Source organism: Micromonospora sp. NPDC049201 (genome assembly GCF_055586805.1).
Window position 1 is genome coordinate 183,826 of sequence record NZ_JBVJHM010000011.1, and the last position, 16,594, is coordinate 200,419.

General features: G+C 75.9%; 21 protein-coding genes. 13 read left to right on the plus strand and 8 right to left on the minus strand.

Annotation, left to right across the window (positions count from 1 at the left end; all coding sequences use genetic code 11):
* The 10 genes from ACZ6O5_RS23940 (at position 1) to ACZ6O5_RS23985 (ending at position 6,341) form a co-directional block, all read left to right on the plus strand.
* The gene (locus tag ACZ6O5_RS23940; protein ID WP_465980037.1) at positions 1 to 453 is read left to right on the plus strand and encodes a cysteine dioxygenase; all 453 of its coding nucleotides are present in this window, start codon (positions 1 to 3) and stop codon (positions 451 to 453) included.
* A gap of 47 nt (positions 454 to 500) precedes the next feature.
* Positions 501 to 995, plus strand: a complete 495-nt coding sequence (locus tag ACZ6O5_RS23945; RefSeq protein ID WP_465980038.1) for a rhodanese-like domain-containing protein — start codon at positions 501 to 503, stop codon at positions 993 to 995.
* Between the two features lie 52 nt (positions 996 to 1,047).
* Positions 1,048 to 1,629: a winged helix-turn-helix domain-containing protein gene (locus ACZ6O5_RS23950; protein WP_465980039.1), complete on the plus strand. Its 582-nt coding sequence runs from the start codon at positions 1,048 to 1,050 to the stop codon at positions 1,627 to 1,629.
* A 290-nt stretch (positions 1,630 to 1,919) separates the two neighbouring features.
* Positions 1,920 to 2,525 (plus strand): winged helix-turn-helix domain-containing protein, encoded by a 606-nt coding sequence (locus tag ACZ6O5_RS23955; RefSeq protein WP_465980040.1) that lies wholly within the window; start codon positions 1,920 to 1,922, stop codon positions 2,523 to 2,525.
* A 100-nt stretch (positions 2,526 to 2,625) separates the two neighbouring features.
* The gene (locus ACZ6O5_RS23960) at positions 2,626 to 3,255 is read left to right on the plus strand and encodes a nucleoside/nucleotide kinase family protein (protein ID WP_465980041.1); all 630 of its coding nucleotides are present in this window, start codon (positions 2,626 to 2,628) and stop codon (positions 3,253 to 3,255) included.
* Positions 3,256 to 3,431: 176 nt separating this feature from the next.
* Positions 3,432 to 3,830 (plus strand): TraR/DksA family transcriptional regulator, encoded by a 399-nt coding sequence (locus ACZ6O5_RS23965; RefSeq protein ID WP_465980042.1) that lies wholly within the window; start codon positions 3,432 to 3,434, stop codon positions 3,828 to 3,830.
* A 111-nt stretch (positions 3,831 to 3,941) separates the two neighbouring features.
* Positions 3,942 to 4,127 carry a hypothetical protein gene (locus ACZ6O5_RS23970; protein ID WP_465980043.1) on the plus strand — a complete coding sequence of 62 codons (186 nt, stop codon included), beginning with the start codon at positions 3,942 to 3,944 and terminating at the stop codon, positions 4,125 to 4,127.
* Between the two features lie 5 nt (positions 4,128 to 4,132).
* The gene (locus ACZ6O5_RS23975; protein ID WP_405094010.1) at positions 4,133 to 4,561 is read left to right on the plus strand and encodes a DUF2267 domain-containing protein; all 429 of its coding nucleotides are present in this window, start codon (positions 4,133 to 4,135) and stop codon (positions 4,559 to 4,561) included.
* Between the two features lie 196 nt (positions 4,562 to 4,757).
* On the plus strand, positions 4,758 to 5,060 hold the full coding sequence (locus ACZ6O5_RS23980) for a hypothetical protein (RefSeq protein ID WP_107155543.1): 303 nt from the start codon (positions 4,758 to 4,760) through the stop codon (positions 5,058 to 5,060).
* Positions 5,061 to 5,063: 3 nt separating this feature from the next.
* The gene (locus ACZ6O5_RS23985; protein WP_465980044.1) at positions 5,064 to 6,341 is read left to right on the plus strand and encodes a cupin domain-containing protein; all 1,278 of its coding nucleotides are present in this window, start codon (positions 5,064 to 5,066) and stop codon (positions 6,339 to 6,341) included.
* 9 nt (positions 6,342 to 6,350) lie between these two features.
* Here ACZ6O5_RS23985 and ACZ6O5_RS23990 read toward each other — a convergent pair whose 3' ends face one another.
* The 5 genes from ACZ6O5_RS23990 to ACZ6O5_RS24010 form a co-directional block, all read right to left on the minus strand.
* Positions 6,351 to 7,022: a hypothetical protein gene (locus ACZ6O5_RS23990; RefSeq protein ID WP_465980045.1), complete on the minus strand. Its 672-nt coding sequence runs from the start codon at positions 7,020 to 7,022 to the stop codon at positions 6,351 to 6,353.
* Entirely contained in the window at positions 7,019 to 9,691 is a 2,673-nt protein-coding gene (locus ACZ6O5_RS23995) for an FtsK/SpoIIIE domain-containing protein (RefSeq protein ID WP_465980046.1), read from the minus strand. Before ACZ6O5_RS23995 ends, ACZ6O5_RS23990 begins: the two co-directional genes overlap by 4 nt.
* Complete coding sequence (locus ACZ6O5_RS24000; protein WP_465980047.1) at positions 9,684 to 10,562, minus strand: hypothetical protein; 879 nt, start codon at positions 10,560 to 10,562, stop codon at positions 9,684 to 9,686. The genes ACZ6O5_RS23995 and ACZ6O5_RS24000 overlap by 8 nt, the downstream gene beginning before the upstream one ends.
* Before the next feature lie 10 nt (positions 10,563 to 10,572).
* Complete coding sequence (locus ACZ6O5_RS24005; protein ID WP_030504016.1) at positions 10,573 to 10,833, minus strand: hypothetical protein; 261 nt, start codon at positions 10,831 to 10,833, stop codon at positions 10,573 to 10,575.
* A 186-nt stretch (positions 10,834 to 11,019) separates the two neighbouring features.
* Positions 11,020 to 11,397, minus strand: coding sequence for a hypothetical protein (locus tag ACZ6O5_RS24010; protein WP_465980048.1), 378 nt, complete (start codon positions 11,395 to 11,397; stop codon positions 11,020 to 11,022).
* 113 nt (positions 11,398 to 11,510) lie between these two features.
* On the opposite strand from ACZ6O5_RS24010, the gene ACZ6O5_RS24015 reads away from it, so the two are divergent.
* Genes ACZ6O5_RS24015 through ACZ6O5_RS24025 form a run of 3 tightly spaced genes read left to right on the plus strand, consistent with a single transcriptional unit; the run spans position 11,511 to position 14,617 of the window.
* Positions 11,511 to 14,063, plus strand: a complete 2,553-nt coding sequence (locus ACZ6O5_RS24015) for an ATP-dependent Clp protease ATP-binding subunit (RefSeq protein WP_465980049.1) — start codon at positions 11,511 to 11,513, stop codon at positions 14,061 to 14,063.
* A 30-nt stretch (positions 14,064 to 14,093) separates the two neighbouring features.
* Positions 14,094 to 14,267, plus strand: a complete 174-nt coding sequence (locus tag ACZ6O5_RS24020; protein ID WP_281940697.1) for a hypothetical protein — start codon at positions 14,094 to 14,096, stop codon at positions 14,265 to 14,267.
* Positions 14,267 to 14,617, plus strand: coding sequence for a DUF3140 domain-containing protein (locus ACZ6O5_RS24025; RefSeq protein ID WP_405094225.1), 351 nt, complete (start codon positions 14,267 to 14,269; stop codon positions 14,615 to 14,617). Before ACZ6O5_RS24020 ends, ACZ6O5_RS24025 begins: the two co-directional genes overlap by 1 nt.
* A gap of 52 nt (positions 14,618 to 14,669) precedes the next feature.
* Here the strand turns inward: ACZ6O5_RS24025 and ACZ6O5_RS24030 are convergent, their stop codons facing one another.
* Genes ACZ6O5_RS24030 through ACZ6O5_RS24040 form a run of 3 tightly spaced genes read right to left on the minus strand, consistent with a single transcriptional unit; the run spans position 14,670 to position 16,580 of the window.
* Positions 14,670 to 14,906, minus strand: coding sequence for a hypothetical protein (locus ACZ6O5_RS24030; RefSeq protein WP_405094016.1), 237 nt, complete (start codon positions 14,904 to 14,906; stop codon positions 14,670 to 14,672).
* Positions 14,907 to 14,926: 20 nt separating this feature from the next.
* Positions 14,927 to 15,913 (minus strand): LysR family transcriptional regulator, encoded by a 987-nt coding sequence (locus ACZ6O5_RS24035; RefSeq protein ID WP_405094017.1) that lies wholly within the window; start codon positions 15,911 to 15,913, stop codon positions 14,927 to 14,929.
* A 49-nt stretch (positions 15,914 to 15,962) separates the two neighbouring features.
* Positions 15,963 to 16,580 (minus strand): hemerythrin domain-containing protein, encoded by a 618-nt coding sequence (locus tag ACZ6O5_RS24040; RefSeq protein ID WP_465980050.1) that lies wholly within the window; start codon positions 16,578 to 16,580, stop codon positions 15,963 to 15,965.
* Positions 16,581 to 16,594: the final 14 nt, after the last annotated feature.

Sequence of the window (16,594 nt, forward strand, 5' to 3'; positions counted from 1 at the left end):
ATGACCAGCTCCGACCCGACCGACCTGCTCACCGTCGCCGCCCGTTGGGTCGACCCGGCCGGCTGGCCGGTGCCGCTGTGCTTCGACCGGTCCGAACGGTGGTACGCGCGGCTGCACGCCGACGCCGCGTACGAGGTGTGGGCGCTGAGCTGGCTGCCCGGACAGGGCACCGACCTGCACGACCACGGTGGTTCGTCCGGCGCCTTCCTGGTCGTCGCCGGCGTGCTCGTCGAGGAGACGGTCAGCGGTGGCCGGCTGCGTCCGCACCGCCTCGCCGCCGGCGCCGGCCGGCGCTTCGGCGCCCGGCACGTGCACCAGGTCACCAACCGCTCCACCGAGCCGGCGGTCAGCGTGCACGTCTACCGGCCGGCGCTGCGCCGGATGACCCGCTACCACCTCGACGCCGGCCAGCTCCGGGTCGCCGAGGTGGCCGAGGCCGGCGTCGCCTGGTGAGCCCGGCGACCCCGCCCCCGATTCCCGCCGAACGGAAGGACGCCACCATGGCGCAGAACCCCGCCCCCGCCGAGAGCTGTCCGGTCCCTCCGTCCGGGTCGCGCGGCATCGACGAGATCCTCGCCGCCGCCCGCGCCCGGCTGCGTCGCCTCGACCCCGAGCAGGCGCACCTCGCCCACCGGGGCGGCGCGCTGCTGGTCGACATCCGCCCGGCCGGCCAGCGGGCCGCACACGGCACCGTGCCCGGCGCGCTCACCGTCGAGCGCAACGTCCTGGAGTGGCGCTTCGACCCGCGGTGCGCGGCCCGCCTGCCGCAGGCGGTCGACTACGACGTACCGGTGGTCGTCCTCTGCCAGGAGGGCTACACCTCGTCGCTGGCCGCCGCCGCCCTCCAGGACCTCGGCCTGCACCGCGCCACCGACGTGGCCGGTGGCTTCGCGGCCTGGCGCATCGCCGGCCTGCCGACCCTCGGCCCCACCCCGCCGCCCCGACCCTCGTCGTCCACCGCGCCCCCGGTCACCGCCGGCTGGGCGCTCCGCTGACCGTCCCGCCGCACCCGGCGGGGCGGGGCGACCGCCCGCACAGGAGGCTCCCATGTCCGTCGTCGCCCTCAACACCCGTCCGGCCCGCACCGGCCGCCCCGACCGGGCGCCGGCGCCCCGGCCGCGTACCGCACCGACCCTGACCATCACGCTCGACCTGAGCGCCGGTCCGCTCACGCCCGGCCTGGCCCGGCTGGCCGACCTGCTGGACGAGCTGGCCGCCTCCGGGGAGGGACTGGTCCGGCCGGACGAGCACCGGGCCGTGCTCGACCTGCGTCGCGTCCCCGCGGCACCGGCCGAGCCGACACCGGCGTCACCGGCCACCGGGCCGGGCGGGATACGCGTGCTCACCGGCACCCGACGGGTCCGGCACGGCGGCGTCGAGGTCGGCCTGACCCGGATCGAGTTCGACCTGCTGCTCTTCCTCGCCGAGCACCCGCGCCGGGTCTTCACCCGGCTGCAACTGCTCAGCAACGTCTGGGGCTACGAGCACGCGGTGGCCCGCACCGTGGACGTCCACATCCGGCGTCTGCGGGCCAAGTTCGGCCCGGACACGCCGCTGGTGACCACCGTCTACGGCGTCGGGTACCGGCTCGCCGACGACGCCCCGATCGAGGTGGACCGCGACGCCTGAGCCGGCCCGGACCGACCCGCGGCGCACCCGGATTCCGGGTGCGCCGCGTTCACGTCGCCGTCGCACCCGCCATTGTGAACCGGCCGGGGACCCCCCGTACCGGCGCGTGTCGTCGCTCTGCTGTAATCAACGGACCTCGTACGCAGAGCGAGCACTCGGCTCCGATGTGTTCGCCAATTGTCACATTCATGCAACGCAGTGGCCCCTTGACCCTCGCACAAGCGCCGGGAAGCATCGATGAAGCGGCGTCCCGGGCCGTGGGGAGATACCCGGACCAGCCAAGGAGGACCATGTCGGTGAGCCCCGCCTCGTCGCGCGCCGGATGGCATACGTCCCAACCCGCGGTCCCCGGCCGTCCGCCCGGCGGCCAGCGTCGCCCCGCCAACGCCGCCACCCCCGTGCTCACCGTCACCCTCAACATCCCGCTGGCCGGCGAGGAGTCGCTCACCCCGGCCGCCCGCCGGCTCCTCGACGCGGCCCGCGAGCTGCTCGAAGGTGGCGACGCGGTGGTCAGCACCGGCCCCGCCGGCGCGGACCGCCGGCCCGACGTGCCGGCCGGACGCAGCCCGGCCCGTCCGCTGGCCCCGACCATCCCGACGCTGCACATCCTGGCGTCCTCCCGGTCGGTGCTGCGCGACGGCGAGCCGCTGCCGCTGACCCGCCTGGAGTTCGACCTGCTGCTGCACCTGGTCGCCCATCCGCGCCGGGTGTTCACCCGGCTGCAACTGCTCAACGCGGTCTGGGGGTACGAGCACGCCGGCGTCCGCACCGTCGACGTGCACGTACGCCGGCTGCGCGGCAAGGTCGGGGTGGACGTCCCGCTGGTCACCACCGTCTACGGCGTCGGCTACCGGCTCGCCGACGACGCCCGGGTGACCATCGACCGCACCGGCTGACCACCGCGCCGCCGCCGTCGACCGCGCACCGGACGGAGCCCCGACCGTCCGGACGCGAACCGGTGGTGGACCGACGCCGTCGGCCGGGCAGGATGGACGGATGCGCGTCCGCCCGATCAGCCCCGACCGGCTCGTCGCCGAGCTGACCGGCCGCCTCGCCCGCACCGAGGCGTCGGGCCGGTTACGGGTCGCTGTCGACGGGCCGCCCGCCGCCGGGCCGGACGCGCTCGCCGCCGCGCTCGTCGACCCGCTGCGCGCCGCCGGCCGGCCGGTCCTGCACGTCCGCGCCGCCGACTTCCTCCGCCCCGCCTCGGTCCGCCTGGAGCAGGGCCGCACCAACCCGGACGCGTACTACGAGGGGTGGCTCGACGAGCTGGGCCTGCGCCGCGAGGTGCTCGACCCGGCCGGCCCGGACGGCACCGGCCGGGTGCTGCCGTCGCTCTGGGACGCCGACGCGGACCGGGCCAGCCGGGCCGCGTACCAGGATCTGCCGGCCGGCGGGGTGGTCCTGGTCAGTGGCGCGTTGCTGCTCGGCGGCACGCTGGCGTTCGACGTCGCCGTGCACCTGGTGCTCTCCCCGGCGGCGCTGGCCCGGCGCACCGACCCGGCGTGGCGCTGGACGCTGCCGGCGTTCGCCCGCTACGCCGACGAGGTCGACCCGGCCTCCTTCGCCGACGTGGTGGTCCGCGCCGACGACCCGCGCCATCCGGCGCTCGTGGAACGGGCCTGACCAGGCGGTCCGAACTCACGGGAAAGTGCCAGGAAATCTCCGGTTTGGCCCGTCGGGGGCAGGGGTAATCGCCCGGCTCACAGAGCACGGGCGATCTCGCCCGTGCGTTCCCGTTCGGGCCGGGCCGTCGGCGTCGCCGCCAGGGCCGGATCGAGCCGCAGGAAAGGCAGGCAGCGATGCTCGTCCACGACACGACAGCCACGGGCCGCTCCCAGGCGGAGGTCGACCAGATCCGGCAGTCCCTGCGGTCCCGGTACGACGAGCTGACCGCGGAGTACGACCAGGCCGTGATGCAGAGTCAGGTGCTGCGGCTGGTCGAGGTCGGCGACACCGCCGGCGACGACCAGGCCGACAGCGGCACCAAGACCGCCGAGCGGGACACCGCCCAGTCCCTGCTGCGCACCATCCTGGACCGACGGGCCCAGTTCGAGCGCGCGTTGGCCCGGCTCGACGAGGGCACGTACGGCTTCTGCGAGGGCTGCGCCGCGCCGATCCCGGTGGAGCGGCTGGAGATCTTCCCGTCGGCCACCTCCTGCGTGGCCTGCAAGCAGACCCGCGAGCGACGCGCGGCCTGACGTTCCGCGCACTCACCCGCTCCGGGTGAGGCCGGCTCACCCGGCCGCCGCCCAGCATGGACGGTGCGCGCGGACGCACCGGCCCGCGCGCCCCGACGAGGAGGTGGGGTCATGACGGTACGGGTGGTGACGGATCGACGCCGCGGCGGCGTCCTGCACGTGGTCGGCAGCGCCGACGTGCCGCCGGAGCGGGGCGGGCGGCCCGGCCGGTTCAGCCCGACCCGGCTGTGGCGGGGGCCCAGCGGCCCACCGCGACGCGCCGACGACCGACGCTGGGAGACCGACACCCGGGGGTGAGCCGGATGGCTGAACAGTTGATGTCCGCGTTCGAGTCCTCGCTGGACAAGACGAACGTGATCCTGAAGGAGATCGAGTCGGCGTACGGCTGGCCGCCGGAGCGCCGCAACCAGTCGTACGCGGCGCTGCGCACCGTGCTGCACCTGCTGCGCGACCGGTTGCCGGTGCCGGAGAGCGCCGAGTTCGCCCAGCAGTTGCCGGTGCTGCTGCGCGGCATCTACTTCGACGGCTGGCAGCCGGAGAACGTGCCGATCAAACTCAACCGCGACGACTTCCTCTACGAGGTCCGGCAGGGCTTCCCGTACGACGTGTCGGGCGGCCCGCAGCGGGTGGTGCAGGTGGTGCTGGACACCCTGCGCCGGCACGTCACGCAGGGCGAGTGGCAGGACGTGAAGTCCGCCATGCCGCGGGACCTGGCTCAGCTCATTCCCTGAGCCGGCGCCACCCCGGTCCGTCCCGCCCCCTCGGCGGGGCGGGCCGTCGGCGTCCGGGGCGACGCCCTTGAACGCGAACCGTCCGTGCGCCCGGGTTCGGGCGTCTACGGTGGGGTTAGAGACGATCGGACGTGGGGTACCACCCGCTGCACACGGACCCCGGGAACACGCGGGGCGGCACACCGAGGGAGCACCCATGGCTTTGAACGACGACGACATCCAGACCAGCGGCGGCAGCGGCCTGGAGGGCCCGGCCGACGGCGGTGCGACCCCGGGTCAGCACGACGGTGGCGCGGACGGTGGCGCGGAGGGTCCGGCCGACGGCGGTGCGACCCCGGGTCAGCACGACGGTGGCGCGGACGGTGGCGCAGAAGGCCCGGCCGACGGCGGTGCCACTCCGGGTCAGCACGACGGTGGCGCGGACGGTGGCGCGGAGGGTCCGGCCGACGGCGGTGCGACCCCGGGTCAGCACGACGGTGGCGCCGACGGCAGCGCCTGACCGATGAGCACGACGCACGTCGACCCGCCGGGTGGCCACGGCCACCCGGCGGGTTCGTCCTCCGCCGCCGCGGCGTTGGCCCGCTGCGTGGCGGTCGAGCCGGCCAAGTTCGCCGCCGACCACTGGGGGCGCAGCCCGCTGCTGTCCCGGGCCGCCGAACTGCCCAACCCGGACGGCTTCACCGACCTGCTCAGCCCCGCCGACGCCGACGAGCTGCTCAGCCGCCGCGGCCTGCGTACCCCGTTCCTGCGGGTGGCCAAGGACGGCCAGCTCGTGCCGGCGGCGCGGTACACCGGCGGCGGTGGCGCCGGCGCCGAGATCGGCGACCAGGTGCTGGACGAGGAGGTGCTGGCGCTCTACGCCGACGGCGCCACGCTGGTGCTCCAGGGCCTGCACCGCACCTGGCCGGCGATCGTCGACCTGGCCCGCGACCTGGGTGCCGCGCTGGCCCAGCCGTTGCAGGTCAACGCCTACCTGACGCCGGCCGGCAGCCAGGGCTTCGCCACCCACTACGACACCCACGACGTGTTCGTGCTCCAGGTCGACGGCCGCAAGCACTGGCGCATCCACCCGCCGGTGCTCGCCGACCCGCTGGAGCGCCAGCCGTGGGGCGGCCGGGCCGACGAGGTCGCCGCCACCGCCGACGGCCGACCCGCGCTGGACGTGGTGCTGGAGCCGGGTGACGCGCTCTACCTGCCGCGCGGCTGGCTGCACAGCGCCCAGGCGCAGGAGTCCAGCTCGCTGCACCTGACCGTGGGCATCCGGGCGCTGACCCGGTACGCCATGGTGGAGGAGCTGCTGGCCCTGGCCGCCGAGGACGCCCGGCTGCGCGCCGGCCTGCCGTTCGGGCTCGACCTGGCCGACCCGGACGCGATCGAGCCGGAACTCACCGAGACCGTCGAGGCGCTGCGCGACTGGCTGCTGCGGGCCGATCCGGCGGCGGTGGCCGCGCGGCTGCGGTCACGGGTGTGGCCGGCGGCCCGGCCGGCCCCGATCCGTCCCCTCGCGCAGGCCGAGGCGCTGGCCCGGCTCGCCCCGGACAGCCGGGTCGCGCTCCGGGACGGCCTGCGCTGGCAGCTCACCCGGACCGACGCCGGCACGGTCGCGCTGCGCCTGACCGACCGCACGCTCACGCTGCCCGGCACCTGCGAGCCGGCGCTGCGCGCGCTGCTCACCGGCGCGCCCACCCGGGTGCGCGACCTGCCCGGCCTGGACGACGACGCCGACCGCCTGGTCCTCACCCGCCGTCTGCTCAAGGAAGCGGTCCTGACCCCCGCCTGACCGGGGGGGTCAGCGGGTGTAGGTGACCGTCAGCAGGAGCAGCGTGGTGGCCAGGCCGCTGGCGGCCACCAGGATCATCGGGCGGGGGGTCAGCACCGCGTGCCGGCGGTCGGCCAGCAGGCGGGCCGGCGCCAGGCCGACCAGCGGGCCGAGCAGCGTCACCACCAGCGCCAGCACCGGCAGGCCGACCGCCAGGTCACCGCCCGAGCCGGCGCCCAACGCCCGTGCCCCGGTCCCCAGCAGGAACGCCACCAGCGCGCCGCCGACCCCGCACGCGATCAGCAGCGGGTTCACCGAGCCGGGCAACTCGCCCGGCGTCCCGGTGCGCTCCAGCAGCTCGCGTACGCCGCGCAGCAGCGGCACCGGGTCACCGGCGGCGTCCCGTACCGGCCCGGGCGGGTCGCCCAGGCGCCGCGTGCCGCCGCCGAGCCGGGCCCGTAGCTGCGCCCACAGGTGGGTCACCTCGCCGTCCACCCGGTCCACCATCCGCTGGGCGTCGGCCAGCTCCGCCTCGGCGAGCCGGACCTCATCGGTCGCCTCGGCCACCGCCCGGTCGGCGGCGGCGACCTGTTGGGCGTACCAGGTGTGCGCCTCGGCCCGCTGGGCGGCCACCCGGGCGGTCAACTCGGCGAGCCGGCGGATCTGGGCAGGGTACGTCTCACTGGAGACCGGTTCGTTCATCGGGAGGGACCATAAGGGATGATCACCTGTCCGGTGCGGTGCACCGCGCGGTCGAAGTAGAGACCGCGCCACGGTCGGGGATACCAGTCCGGCCCGCCGCTGCCCGGGTAGAGCGACGAGCCCAGCTCGCCGCCCTGCACGTCGAGCGCCACCCACGCGCCGATCTGGTCCGTGCGCGCGCCGGCGCCGCCCAGGTCGGCCCGCATCCGGGCCACGCCGCGCCACCAGGCCAGCACGTGGGTCCGCCGCTCCGGCCCGTCGTGCAGGATGCGGCGCAGCTGCTCCAGCCCGCTCCGGGCGCCGGCCTTGCCGGCCAGCGCGCCGGCCGCCGCGTCCACCGCGTACAGCAGCAGGAAGTGCGGGGTACGCGGGGTGCCCGGCGCGCCCAGCCCGTCACCCACCTCCGCCATCAGCTCGGCGACCGTCTCCTCGTCGTACCAGGAGGCGTCGCCGGCCAGGTCCTCGTAGAGCGCGCGGGCGGCCGGGTCGGCGTCCGGGTCGAGACAGGCGATGGAGAACCGGGCCGCGCCGGGCGGGTACTGCCGGGCCAACGAGCGGGCGGCGGCGTCGAGCACCGCGCACGCCTCGTCCACCCGGGTGCCCAGCACGGCCAGGTTGCGGCCCGGCGCGCGGGGCAGCCGCAGCACCGCCGAGCGCGACTGTACGTCGATGATCTCGCCGAGCAGCGCCACCGGACTGCGCGGCGCGCCCTGCTCCGGCGCGGTCAGGGCACGGAAGTCCGGCGCCTCGGCCAGCCGGGGGATCGCGTCGCCGTCGAAGAGCCGGGCCGGTGCGGCGTCCTGCGGGCGCATCCGCCACAGCCGGTGTTGCAGCTCGCTCCAGGTCTCCCAGTCGCTCGCCGACGGGATGCGGGCCACCTCGTTGCCCTCGGTCATGCCGGACTCGGCGTTGACCACGGCGTGGTGTCGGGGCAGCGACTGCGCGGCGTCGTTGCGTTCGGCCAGGATGCGCAGCGCCTTCGGCAGCGCGATCCGGAGGGTGAACTGGGCGACCAGCGCGGGCCGGCCCCAGAGCGCCTCGATGCCGCGGACGTCCTGGGAGGCGAGCACCAGGTGGATGCCCTGCGAGCGACCCCGCCGGGCCAGGTCCTCCAGCAGGTCGGCGGCCTCCCGGGCGACCACGTCCCGGCCGGCGAGCAGCGCCTGGAACTCGTCGACCACCGCGACGATCCGTGGCCAGTGCCCGGTCGGGTCCACCGCCCGCAGCTCGGCCAGCTTGGTGACCTCGTGCTTCTTCGCCGCGTCGGCCCGCCGGCGCAGCTCCTCGGCGAGGAACCGCAGCAGCGCCAGGCCGAACTCCCGGTCGGTGTTGACGTTGATGCCGACCAGCCGCATGTGCGGCAGCCAGCTCGGGTCGCGCCGACCCTGGGCGAACCGGGCGAAGGACACCCCCTCCTTGAAGTCGAGCAGATAGAACTCCAGCTCGGCGGGGGAGTAGCGGGCGGCGAGCGCGCCGATCCACGCGAAGATCAGGTTCGTCTTGCCGGTGCCGGACGGGCCGCCGATCAACGCGTGCGGCGGGTAGTCGCCGAGCGTCAGCAGCACCGGCCGCCCGTGCGGGCCCTCGCCGATCGGCGCGGTGAGCCCGTGCGCCGAGTCCTCCCGCCAGTAGTCGTCCGGCGGGGGCAGCAGATCGGTGAACGGCGTCGGCGGCGGGCCGGCGGCGACCCGGGAGGCGACCGTCCGGCAGGTCTCGGTGACCAGCGTGGGCGGTGGCGGGGCGTCGAGCACCACCGGCAGCCCGGCGATGCGGGCGTCGTCCGGGTCCACCACGATCCGGGTGACGGTCGGGTCGTCGGGCAGGTCGATGCCGCGGACCACCAGGTGCACCCCGCACGCGGCCCCGGTGCGGACCACCCGGTCGAGCTGGCCGCGCTCGTGCCGGGACAGCTCGTCGCCGCCGAGCAGCACCGCCACCCGCCACGGCTCCGGGCGCCGGCCGGTGGCGGCGGCCAGCTCCCGCAGGGACGCGTACTCGCCGGCCAGCACCGTGGCGTTGATCCGGCGGATCTGCTCCACCAGGTCGTCCAGCAGCCGGCCCAGCCCACCCGGGCCGACGAACGTGAGCAGGCCGGCGGTGCCCAGCGGCGCGAACCCGGCCAGGCCGCCGCCCAGGTGCTCCGGGTCGTACCCGTGCAGCCGGACCGCGCCCGGGTCGGCCCGGCCCACGGAGCGCAGCAGCAGCGCGGGCACCACCGCGGCGAGGCCGTCCCGGTCGCCGCCGGCCAGGTGCGCGTGCCCGGCGTCGAGCAGCGGGACCAGCGCCGGCACCGGTTCGGCGCCGGTGATGCGTACCGTGCCGATCCGGACCGCGCCCGGCCGCTCGGCCCGGCCGGCGGGGGTGACGGTCCACCGGTCCCAGGGCGCGGACGCCGCGCCCGGCGCCTCCCGCTGGGCCGCGGCGGCGGCGCGGCGCGCCAGCTCGGCCAGGCGGGCGGTGTGCCGGGCGTCGATCTCGGCGAGCCGCCGGTCGCGGGCCGCGCCGACCCGGCCGGGCACCGCCGCGGCGGCACGCCGGGTACGGGCCAGCCGTTCCCGGCCGGCGGCCAGCTCCGCCTCGGCGGCGGTGAGCCGGTTCCGGGTGGCGCCCAGGGCCTCGGAGAGCATGCCCCGGACCCGCGTCACCAGTTGGGCGCGGACGTCAGCCACGCGACGGCTCCCGTTCCTCGGTGTCCTTCGGCAGGTCCCGGCCGAGCCGGTCGAGCAGTACGCCGGTGAGCACCCCGGCGGTGACCGCCGGGTCGGCCGCGTGCGGCTGCTCCTGCCCGTCGTCGCGGCGCGGCGGGGGCATCCGGCAGATCCGGGTGAGCAGCGTGTCCAGCACCGGCGGCGGCAGCCCGGGCAGCAGGTCGCGGACCCGCCCGTCCAACTCGCGGCGCAGCCGGGCCAGGTCGTCCGCGCGGGGCGGGTGGCCGAGCAGCTCGCCGGCCAGGTCGCGCAGCATCGGCGGGGCGATCGCGGCCAGCCCCAGCCCGACGTCGGCGTGGGCCCGTCGCAGTTCGGCGTGCAGCCGGTCCCGGTCGCCGGAGCGGATGCCGACCACCACCCGGCGCAGCAGCTCGTGGGCGTTCTCGACGCGCTCGTCCGGGTCGTCCGGCGCGCCCTCCCGTCCGCCGGTCAGCTCCGCCACCCGGACCGCCCACCAGCGGCGTACCGCCGGCTGCTCGCCCGGGTCGGGCGCCGGGCCGGGCGCGGGCGTCGCCTCGCCGCGTGGCGCGTCGTGCCGGGGCCGCCGCTCGCCCGACGTCGCGGCCGGCGCGCCGTCGGCGGCCAGCCCGATCGCGGCCAGGTACGCGCTGAGCTGCTCCTGGGCCACGCGCAGCGCGTAGCCGGCGGTCTCGGCGTGCTCGGTGGCGGCGGTCAGCTCCGGCACGCCCATCGGGTCGGCCGACTCCTGGCGCACCCAGCGCAGCCGTTCCTGCGCCTGGCCGAGCTTCTCCAGCGCGGCGGCGAGCTGCGCCAGCGGCAGTTCCTCGGCGGCGGCGCGGACCTGCGCGCCGATGTCCTCGACGATGGACACGGCCGGCCCTTCAGAGCGTCGCGACGTAGAGCTGCGCCTGCTCCACCGCCACCAGTGTCGCGGCGAGGCACTCCTCCAGCTCCTGGCTGGCCTGGGTCAGCGAGGCCTGGGCCGCCTCGACCGTCTCGTGGCCGCTGCCCTCCAGCGCGCCGGCCAGGGTCTGCTGCGCCTCGGCCAGCTTCTCGCCGGCCGCCTGCACCGCTGTCTGGCCGTCACCGATCTGCTGGAGAGCGACATCGATGGCGGCCTTCAGCTCGGCGACGCTCGCCACAAGGACCTCCTGGGGGCAGGGGAGATCTCCATTACAACCCATCCCATCCGGTGGGCGAACATCCACCCTCGCGCCGTTCCTGCCCGGGTGTCCGATTGCGGCCCTGACGTGCGGGAAGGCCGGGCAGCGGCCGGGTCGGCGGTCCCGCCGGCGGTCGGCCTGGTCCCGTTGACGGGACTCGGGGCGTCAGCGGCCCAGCCAGCGCGGGCCGCGTACCTCCGCGCCCAGCGCGCTGACCCGGGCCCGCAGCTCCCGGTCCGCGGTGACCACCACCCGCCGGCGCTCCGGCGCGGCGGCGACCAGCTCCACCACGGTGTCGTCGCCGGACCCGGCCGCGGACACCACGTCGACCCCCGGCGTCGGCGTCACGTGCCGGGCCGCGCCCTCCACCACCAGCACCACCTGCACCGGCGGCGGCAGCTCCGGCGGCACGCCGGCGCCGGCCAGCGGGGCCAGCGCGTCGCGCAGCCGCACCGCCGCGCCGGCCCGGTCGCGCCACCAGCCGTCCGGCCGGGAGCCCACCACGTTCGCGCCGTCCACCACCAGCAGCGGTCTGCTCTCCATCCGCCCAGCCTGCCATCCGCGGGCGTTTGTCGCGCACACCGCCGGGTAGCCACCGCCGACCGTGCCGCGCGTGCCGCGTCCCGGTCGTGCCGACCGACTGCGGAGGACGAAACATGATGGGACCCGGCGACTTCGGCAACGACCCGTGGGACGAGTTCCTGGCCCGGTACTTCGGTCGGGGCGAGGGCGGTCGCCGGCCGGCCCACCGGGTGGACATCACCCGCCTGATGACCGCCGACGCCCGGGAGATGCTGGCCGACGCGGCCCGGCGGGCCGCCCAGAAGCACAGCAACGACCTGGACACCGACCACCTGCTCTGGGCCGCGTTGCAGCGTGAGCCGCTGCGGGACCTGGTCCGCCGCGCCGGCGCCGACCCGGACGCGCTGGTCAACGCGCTGGGCGGACGCGCCGAGGGGGGCGCGCCCGGCGGCGAGGTGCCGCCGAACCTGTCGCTCACCCCGGCCGCGAAACGGGCGCTGCTCGACGCCCACCAGCTCTCCCGCGCCATGGGGGCGAACTACATCGGCCCCGAGCACATCCTGATGGCGTTGCCGCTCAACCCGGAGTCGCCGGCCGGCCGGATGCTGGCCGCCGGCCGGATCCAGCCGGAGTCGTTGCAGGCGGCCAGCGCCGAGCGCGGCGCCGCCGGCGGCCCGCGCCCGGACCGCGGCACGCCCACCCTCGACCAGTACGGCCAGGACCTCACCGAACTGGCCCGGATGGACCAGATCGACCCGGTGATCGGCCGGGCCGACGAGATCGAGCAGGCGGTGGAGATCCTGTCCCGGCGCACCAAGAACAACCCGGTGCTGATCGGTGAGGCCGGCGTCGGCAAGACCGCCATCGTGGAGGGCCTCGCGGAGCGGATCTGCGACGGCGACGTGCCGCAGACCCTGATCGGCAAGCGGGTCATCCAGCTCGACCTCTCCGGCCTGGTCGCCGGCACCCGCTACCGGGGCGACTTCGAGGAACGCCTGAAGAAGGTGATCGACGAGATCCGGGCCCACCGCGAAGAGCTGATCATCTTCCTGGACGAGATCCACACGCTGGTCGGGGCCGGCGGCGCCGGCAGCGAGGGCGGGATGGACGCGTCCAACATGCTCAAGCCGGCGCTCGCCCGCGGCGAGCTGCGGGTGATCGGCGCGACCACGCTCGACGAGTACCGGCGCACCATCGAGAAGGACGCCGCCCTGGCCCGCCGCTTCCAGCCGGTGCTGGTGCCCGAGCCGGACGTCGAGAACACCGTCGCCATCCTGCGCGGCCTGCGCGACCGCTACGAGGCGCACCACCAGGTCCGCTTCACCGACGAGGCGCTGGTCGCCGCCGCCGAACTCTCCGACCGGTACGTCACCGACCGGTTCCTGCCGGACAAGGCGATCGACCTGATCGACCAGGCCGGCGCCCGGGTACGGCTGCGCACCCGCACCCCCGCCTCCGACGTGCGGGACCTGGAACAGCAGCTCGACGAGGTGCGCCGGGACAAGGAGCAGGCGGTCTCCGACGAGCAGTACGAGCGGGCCTCCTCGCTGCGCGACAGGCTCGCCGAGCTGGAGGACCAGATCCGTCGCGCCCGCGGCGACGAGGGGCCCAACCACGTGCCGGAGGTCGGTCCGAAGGAGATCGCCGAGGTGGTGTCCCGGGCCACCGGCATCCCGGTCACCCAGCTCACCGAGGAGGAACGCGACCGGCTGCTGCGCCTGGAGGGGCACCTGCACCAGAAGGTGATCGGGCAGGACGACGCGGTCGGCGCGGTCGCCGAGGCGGTCCGGCGCTCGCGTACCGGCCTGGCCGACCCGAACCGGCCGATGGGCAGCTTCCTGTTCCTCGGCCCCACCGGCGTCGGCAAGACCGAGCTGGCCCGCGCGCTCGCCGAGGCGCTGTTCGGCGAGGCGGACCGGATGGTCCGGGTGGACATGAGCGAGTTCCAGGAGCGGCACACCGTCAGCCGGCTGGTCGGCGCCCCGCCCGGCTACGTCGGCTACGAGGAGGCCGGCCAGCTCACCGAGGCGGTCCGCCGCCGCCCGTACGCGGTGGTGCTGCTCGACGAGATCGAGAAGGCGCACCCCGATGTGTTCAACATCCTGCTCCAGGTGCTCGACGACGGCCGGCTCACCGACAGCCAGGGCCGGACCGTGAACTTCAAGAACACCGTCCTGATCATGACCAGCAACCTCGGTTCCGAGCTGATCACCGGCACCCAGCGCACGGTCGGGTTCGCCACCGGCGAGCCGGGCGAGCAGGAGTCCACCGAGCTGCGGGACCGGCTGATGCGCCGACTCCAGGAGAACTTCCGCCCGGAGTTCCTCAACCGGATCGACGAGGTGATCATCTTCCAGCGGCTGGAGGCCGAGCAGCTCCGGGAGATCACCGGCCTGCTGCTGGAGGAGACCCGCCGCCGGCTGCACGCCCAGGACATCCAGGTCGAGATCAGCACCGCCGGCGTCGACTGGCTCGCCGAGCACGGCTACCAGCCGGAGTTCGGGGCCCGCCCGCTGCGCCGGGTGATCCAGCGCGAACTCGACAACCGGCTGTCCCGGATGCTGCTGGAGAACGAGATCTCGCCGGGGCAGAAGGTCACCGTCGACGCCCGCGACGACCAGCTCGTCCTCGACGTGTCCGCCGGTGAGCGCGGCTACTCGGCCGCCACCACCTCCCATCCCCGGTGAGGGGACGGGCGCAAGGATCGGAGGGCGGACATGACCGAACCCGAGGAGACCCGGGAGGACGCCGCGGCCGGTGAACCGATCGAGGCGCCGCCGACGGCGAACCCGTCCCGGGTCCGGGTGCCACCGGAGGGACTGACCCCGCAGACACCGAGCGGCGAGGGCGAGCCGGAACCGTCCGGGCCGCCGCCGGGAGAGGAGGCGTGATGGTACGCGAGGCGCGACTCGACCCCGAGGTCGAGATCATCTGGGACGACTTCCACGCCGAGGTGAACGTTCCCTCCGAACAGCTACGGCAGTGGCTGCTGACCCGCGGGTCGGGGGAGGAGGCGTTCGGCCCGGACCCCGACCTGGACCTGCCCGAACCCGGCCGGCAGATCCTCGCCGTGCTGCGCAAGCGCAAGGTGGACCTGACTCCGGAGGACATCGCGGTGATGCGCGAGGCGATCACCCGGATCCGGGAACTCGCCGCCGACCGGCCGGACCGGGGCGCCGCCGACGACGAGTGGCGGCACGCGCTGCTCGACCTCGGTCACGACGTGCTGGTGGAACGCTGACCCGTCGCCGGATGCCCGGGCGGACACCCCGCCCGGGCCGACCGGGTACGGCCTACTCGGACTCCATGCTGGGCAGCTCCAGGCCGGCGGCGTCGGCCGCGGCCTGCCGGTCCGTCCGCGCCCGCTCCTCCCGGCTGAGCAGGGTGGCGTACTCGGTGACGTCCGCCGGGTCCGGCACCTCGGGCAGCCGGCGCAGGAACGCCTCGACGTCGGCGGCGGCGGCGGTGTGCGCGGCGGCCGCCTGACGCAGCAGTTCCCGCTGGTCGGCCGCCGGATACAGATCAGTCATGCCGCCGGTGATACCCGCGTTCAGGCGGTTCGCACCCCACCCGTGCCGGTGGGCTGCACGCCGAAGTCCGGATGGCCCAACAGCCAGCCCAGATAGTCCGGATGGTTGGCCAACGCGTCGGTGTACGCCGCCACCGCCTGCTCCAGCACCGGCTCGGCCACCACCGCGGCCGGCGCCTCCGGATGCCAGCCGAACAGCAGCCGCCAGCGCAGCGGCACCCCGGCCAGCCGGCGGGTCACCAGCCCCGCCACCGGACGGAAGGTGGCCTGGCACAGCGCCACCGCGGTGCCCGCGTCCACCAGGTCCAGCGCGGCCCGCACGTCCGCCTCGTACACCTTGCGGGGGGTGAAGCCGGCGCGCGCGCACGCGGCGGCGAAGCAGTCGCCGAAGCAGCCGTCGCCCGGCGCGGCCACCCACTGCTCCCGGCGGAGGTCGAGCAGGTCGATCTCGTCGCGGGCGGCCAGCGGATGGGTCTGCGGCAGCAGCACGAAGACCGGGTCGACGGCCACCTCCCGCCAGCTCAACCCGAACACCGGCGACGGCGTGGCGTCCCCGCACACCCCGGCCAGGGCGAAGTCGAGCCGACCGCCGGCCACCAACTGGGCCAGCTCGTCCACCGACCACGACGCGTACGTGGAGATCTGCGCGTCGGAGCGCTCGGCGGCGAGCCGGTGCACCAGCCGGCCCAGGATCGGGCTGTTCACCCCGCCGAACCGGTAGCGGCGCAGCGGGTCGCCCGCGCCGGCCAGCCGGGCCGCCTCGTCCTGCAGGCCCTTCATCGCCGGCAGCAGCACCCGGGCCCGGTCCAGCACCAGCTCACCCAGCGCGGTGGGCCGGGCGCCCCGGCGGTCCCGTTCGAACAGCGGCCCGCCGAGGACCCGCTCGATCCGCTGGAGCTGGGCGGTCAGCGCCGGCTGGGCCAGCCCGAGCAGGGACGCCGCCTTGGTGACGCTCCCCGTCTCGGCGATCGCGCAGACCACCCGCAGGTGTCGCAGCTCCAGATTCATAGGGTGACGGTAGGACCACGAACGGGTGTCCGGGAAGGGGCGGATCGGCTCAGGCCTCCCGGCGGGGCTCCAGGTCGGCCAGGCGGGTCCGCCGTCCGCTGACCGCGTCGCGCACCTTGTCCAGCACCCCCACCGCCGGCTCGACGATCTTGTTCCACGGCGGCGTGGCCGGGGTGCCCGGGTGCGGCCGGGTGGGCGCCGCCTCCTCCGCGATCTCCCACCGGTTGCCCAACCGGATCAACTCGGCGTCGCTGGCCACCTCGCGCAGCGGCGTGACCAGCGCGGCCACCCGGCTGACGTGCCGGCGGACCCGCTCCGCCACGTCGGCCAGCGCCGCGTCGTCCGGACCGGACAGCCCCTTCAACGCGGTCAGCAGCGCGGCGTCCGCCTCGATCTCCCGGGTGACCAGCTCGGCGCTCTCCGGCACCGCGGCCCGGGCGGCGGGGAAGAGGTACTGCTCCTCGGCGGAGAGGTGCCGCGACACCGCGGCGGTCAGCACGTCCAGCACCCGAGCGCGGCCGGCCGGGTCCAGCCCGGCGTCGGTCACCCGATCGGCCAGGTCGAGCAGCGAGCGGTGCTCGGCGTCCACGAGGTCGGCCAGGCTCCGCCCACCCGGCCGGTACCGGTCGTCGGCGGCGGGTGGGAGCGGCGGCAGGGGGACGGTCATGGTGCCCTCCTCGT

Coding starts and splice junctions, on each gene's coding strand:
- ACZ6O5_RS23975 (WP_405094010.1), top strand. CDS start 4,133: ATGGCTGAACAGTTGATGTCCGCGTTCGAGTCCTCGCTGGACAAGACG.
- ACZ6O5_RS24040 (WP_465980050.1), bottom strand. CDS start 16,580: ATGACCGTCCCCCTGCCGCCGCTCCCACCCGCCGCCGACGACCGGTAC.
- ACZ6O5_RS24020 (WP_281940697.1), top strand. CDS start 14,094: ATGACCGAACCCGAGGAGACCCGGGAGGACGCCGCGGCCGGTGAACCG.
- ACZ6O5_RS23950 (WP_465980039.1), top strand. CDS start 1,048: ATGTCCGTCGTCGCCCTCAACACCCGTCCGGCCCGCACCGGCCGCCCC.
- ACZ6O5_RS24010 (WP_465980048.1), bottom strand. CDS start 11,397: ATGGAGAGCAGACCGCTGCTGGTGGTGGACGGCGCGAACGTGGTGGGC.
- ACZ6O5_RS23945 (WP_465980038.1), top strand. CDS start 501: ATGGCGCAGAACCCCGCCCCCGCCGAGAGCTGTCCGGTCCCTCCGTCC.
- ACZ6O5_RS23965 (WP_465980042.1), top strand. CDS start 3,432: ATGCTCGTCCACGACACGACAGCCACGGGCCGCTCCCAGGCGGAGGTC.
- ACZ6O5_RS23990 (WP_465980045.1), bottom strand. CDS start 7,022: ATGAACGAACCGGTCTCCAGTGAGACGTACCCTGCCCAGATCCGCCGG.
- ACZ6O5_RS24030 (WP_405094016.1), bottom strand. CDS start 14,906: ATGACTGATCTGTATCCGGCGGCCGACCAGCGGGAACTGCTGCGTCAG.
- ACZ6O5_RS23940 (WP_465980037.1), top strand. CDS start 1: ATGACCAGCTCCGACCCGACCGACCTGCTCACCGTCGCCGCCCGTTGG.
- ACZ6O5_RS23955 (WP_465980040.1), top strand. CDS start 1,920: ATGTCGGTGAGCCCCGCCTCGTCGCGCGCCGGATGGCATACGTCCCAA.
- ACZ6O5_RS23960 (WP_465980041.1), top strand. CDS start 2,626: ATGCGCGTCCGCCCGATCAGCCCCGACCGGCTCGTCGCCGAGCTGACC.
- ACZ6O5_RS24015 (WP_465980049.1), top strand. CDS start 11,511: ATGATGGGACCCGGCGACTTCGGCAACGACCCGTGGGACGAGTTCCTG.
- ACZ6O5_RS24025 (WP_405094225.1), top strand. CDS start 14,267: ATGGTACGCGAGGCGCGACTCGACCCCGAGGTCGAGATCATCTGGGAC.
- ACZ6O5_RS23980 (WP_107155543.1), top strand. CDS start 4,758: ATGGCTTTGAACGACGACGACATCCAGACCAGCGGCGGCAGCGGCCTG.
- ACZ6O5_RS23985 (WP_465980044.1), top strand. CDS start 5,064: ATGAGCACGACGCACGTCGACCCGCCGGGTGGCCACGGCCACCCGGCG.
- ACZ6O5_RS23970 (WP_465980043.1), top strand. CDS start 3,942: ATGACGGTACGGGTGGTGACGGATCGACGCCGCGGCGGCGTCCTGCAC.
- ACZ6O5_RS24035 (WP_405094017.1), bottom strand. CDS start 15,913: ATGAATCTGGAGCTGCGACACCTGCGGGTGGTCTGCGCGATCGCCGAG.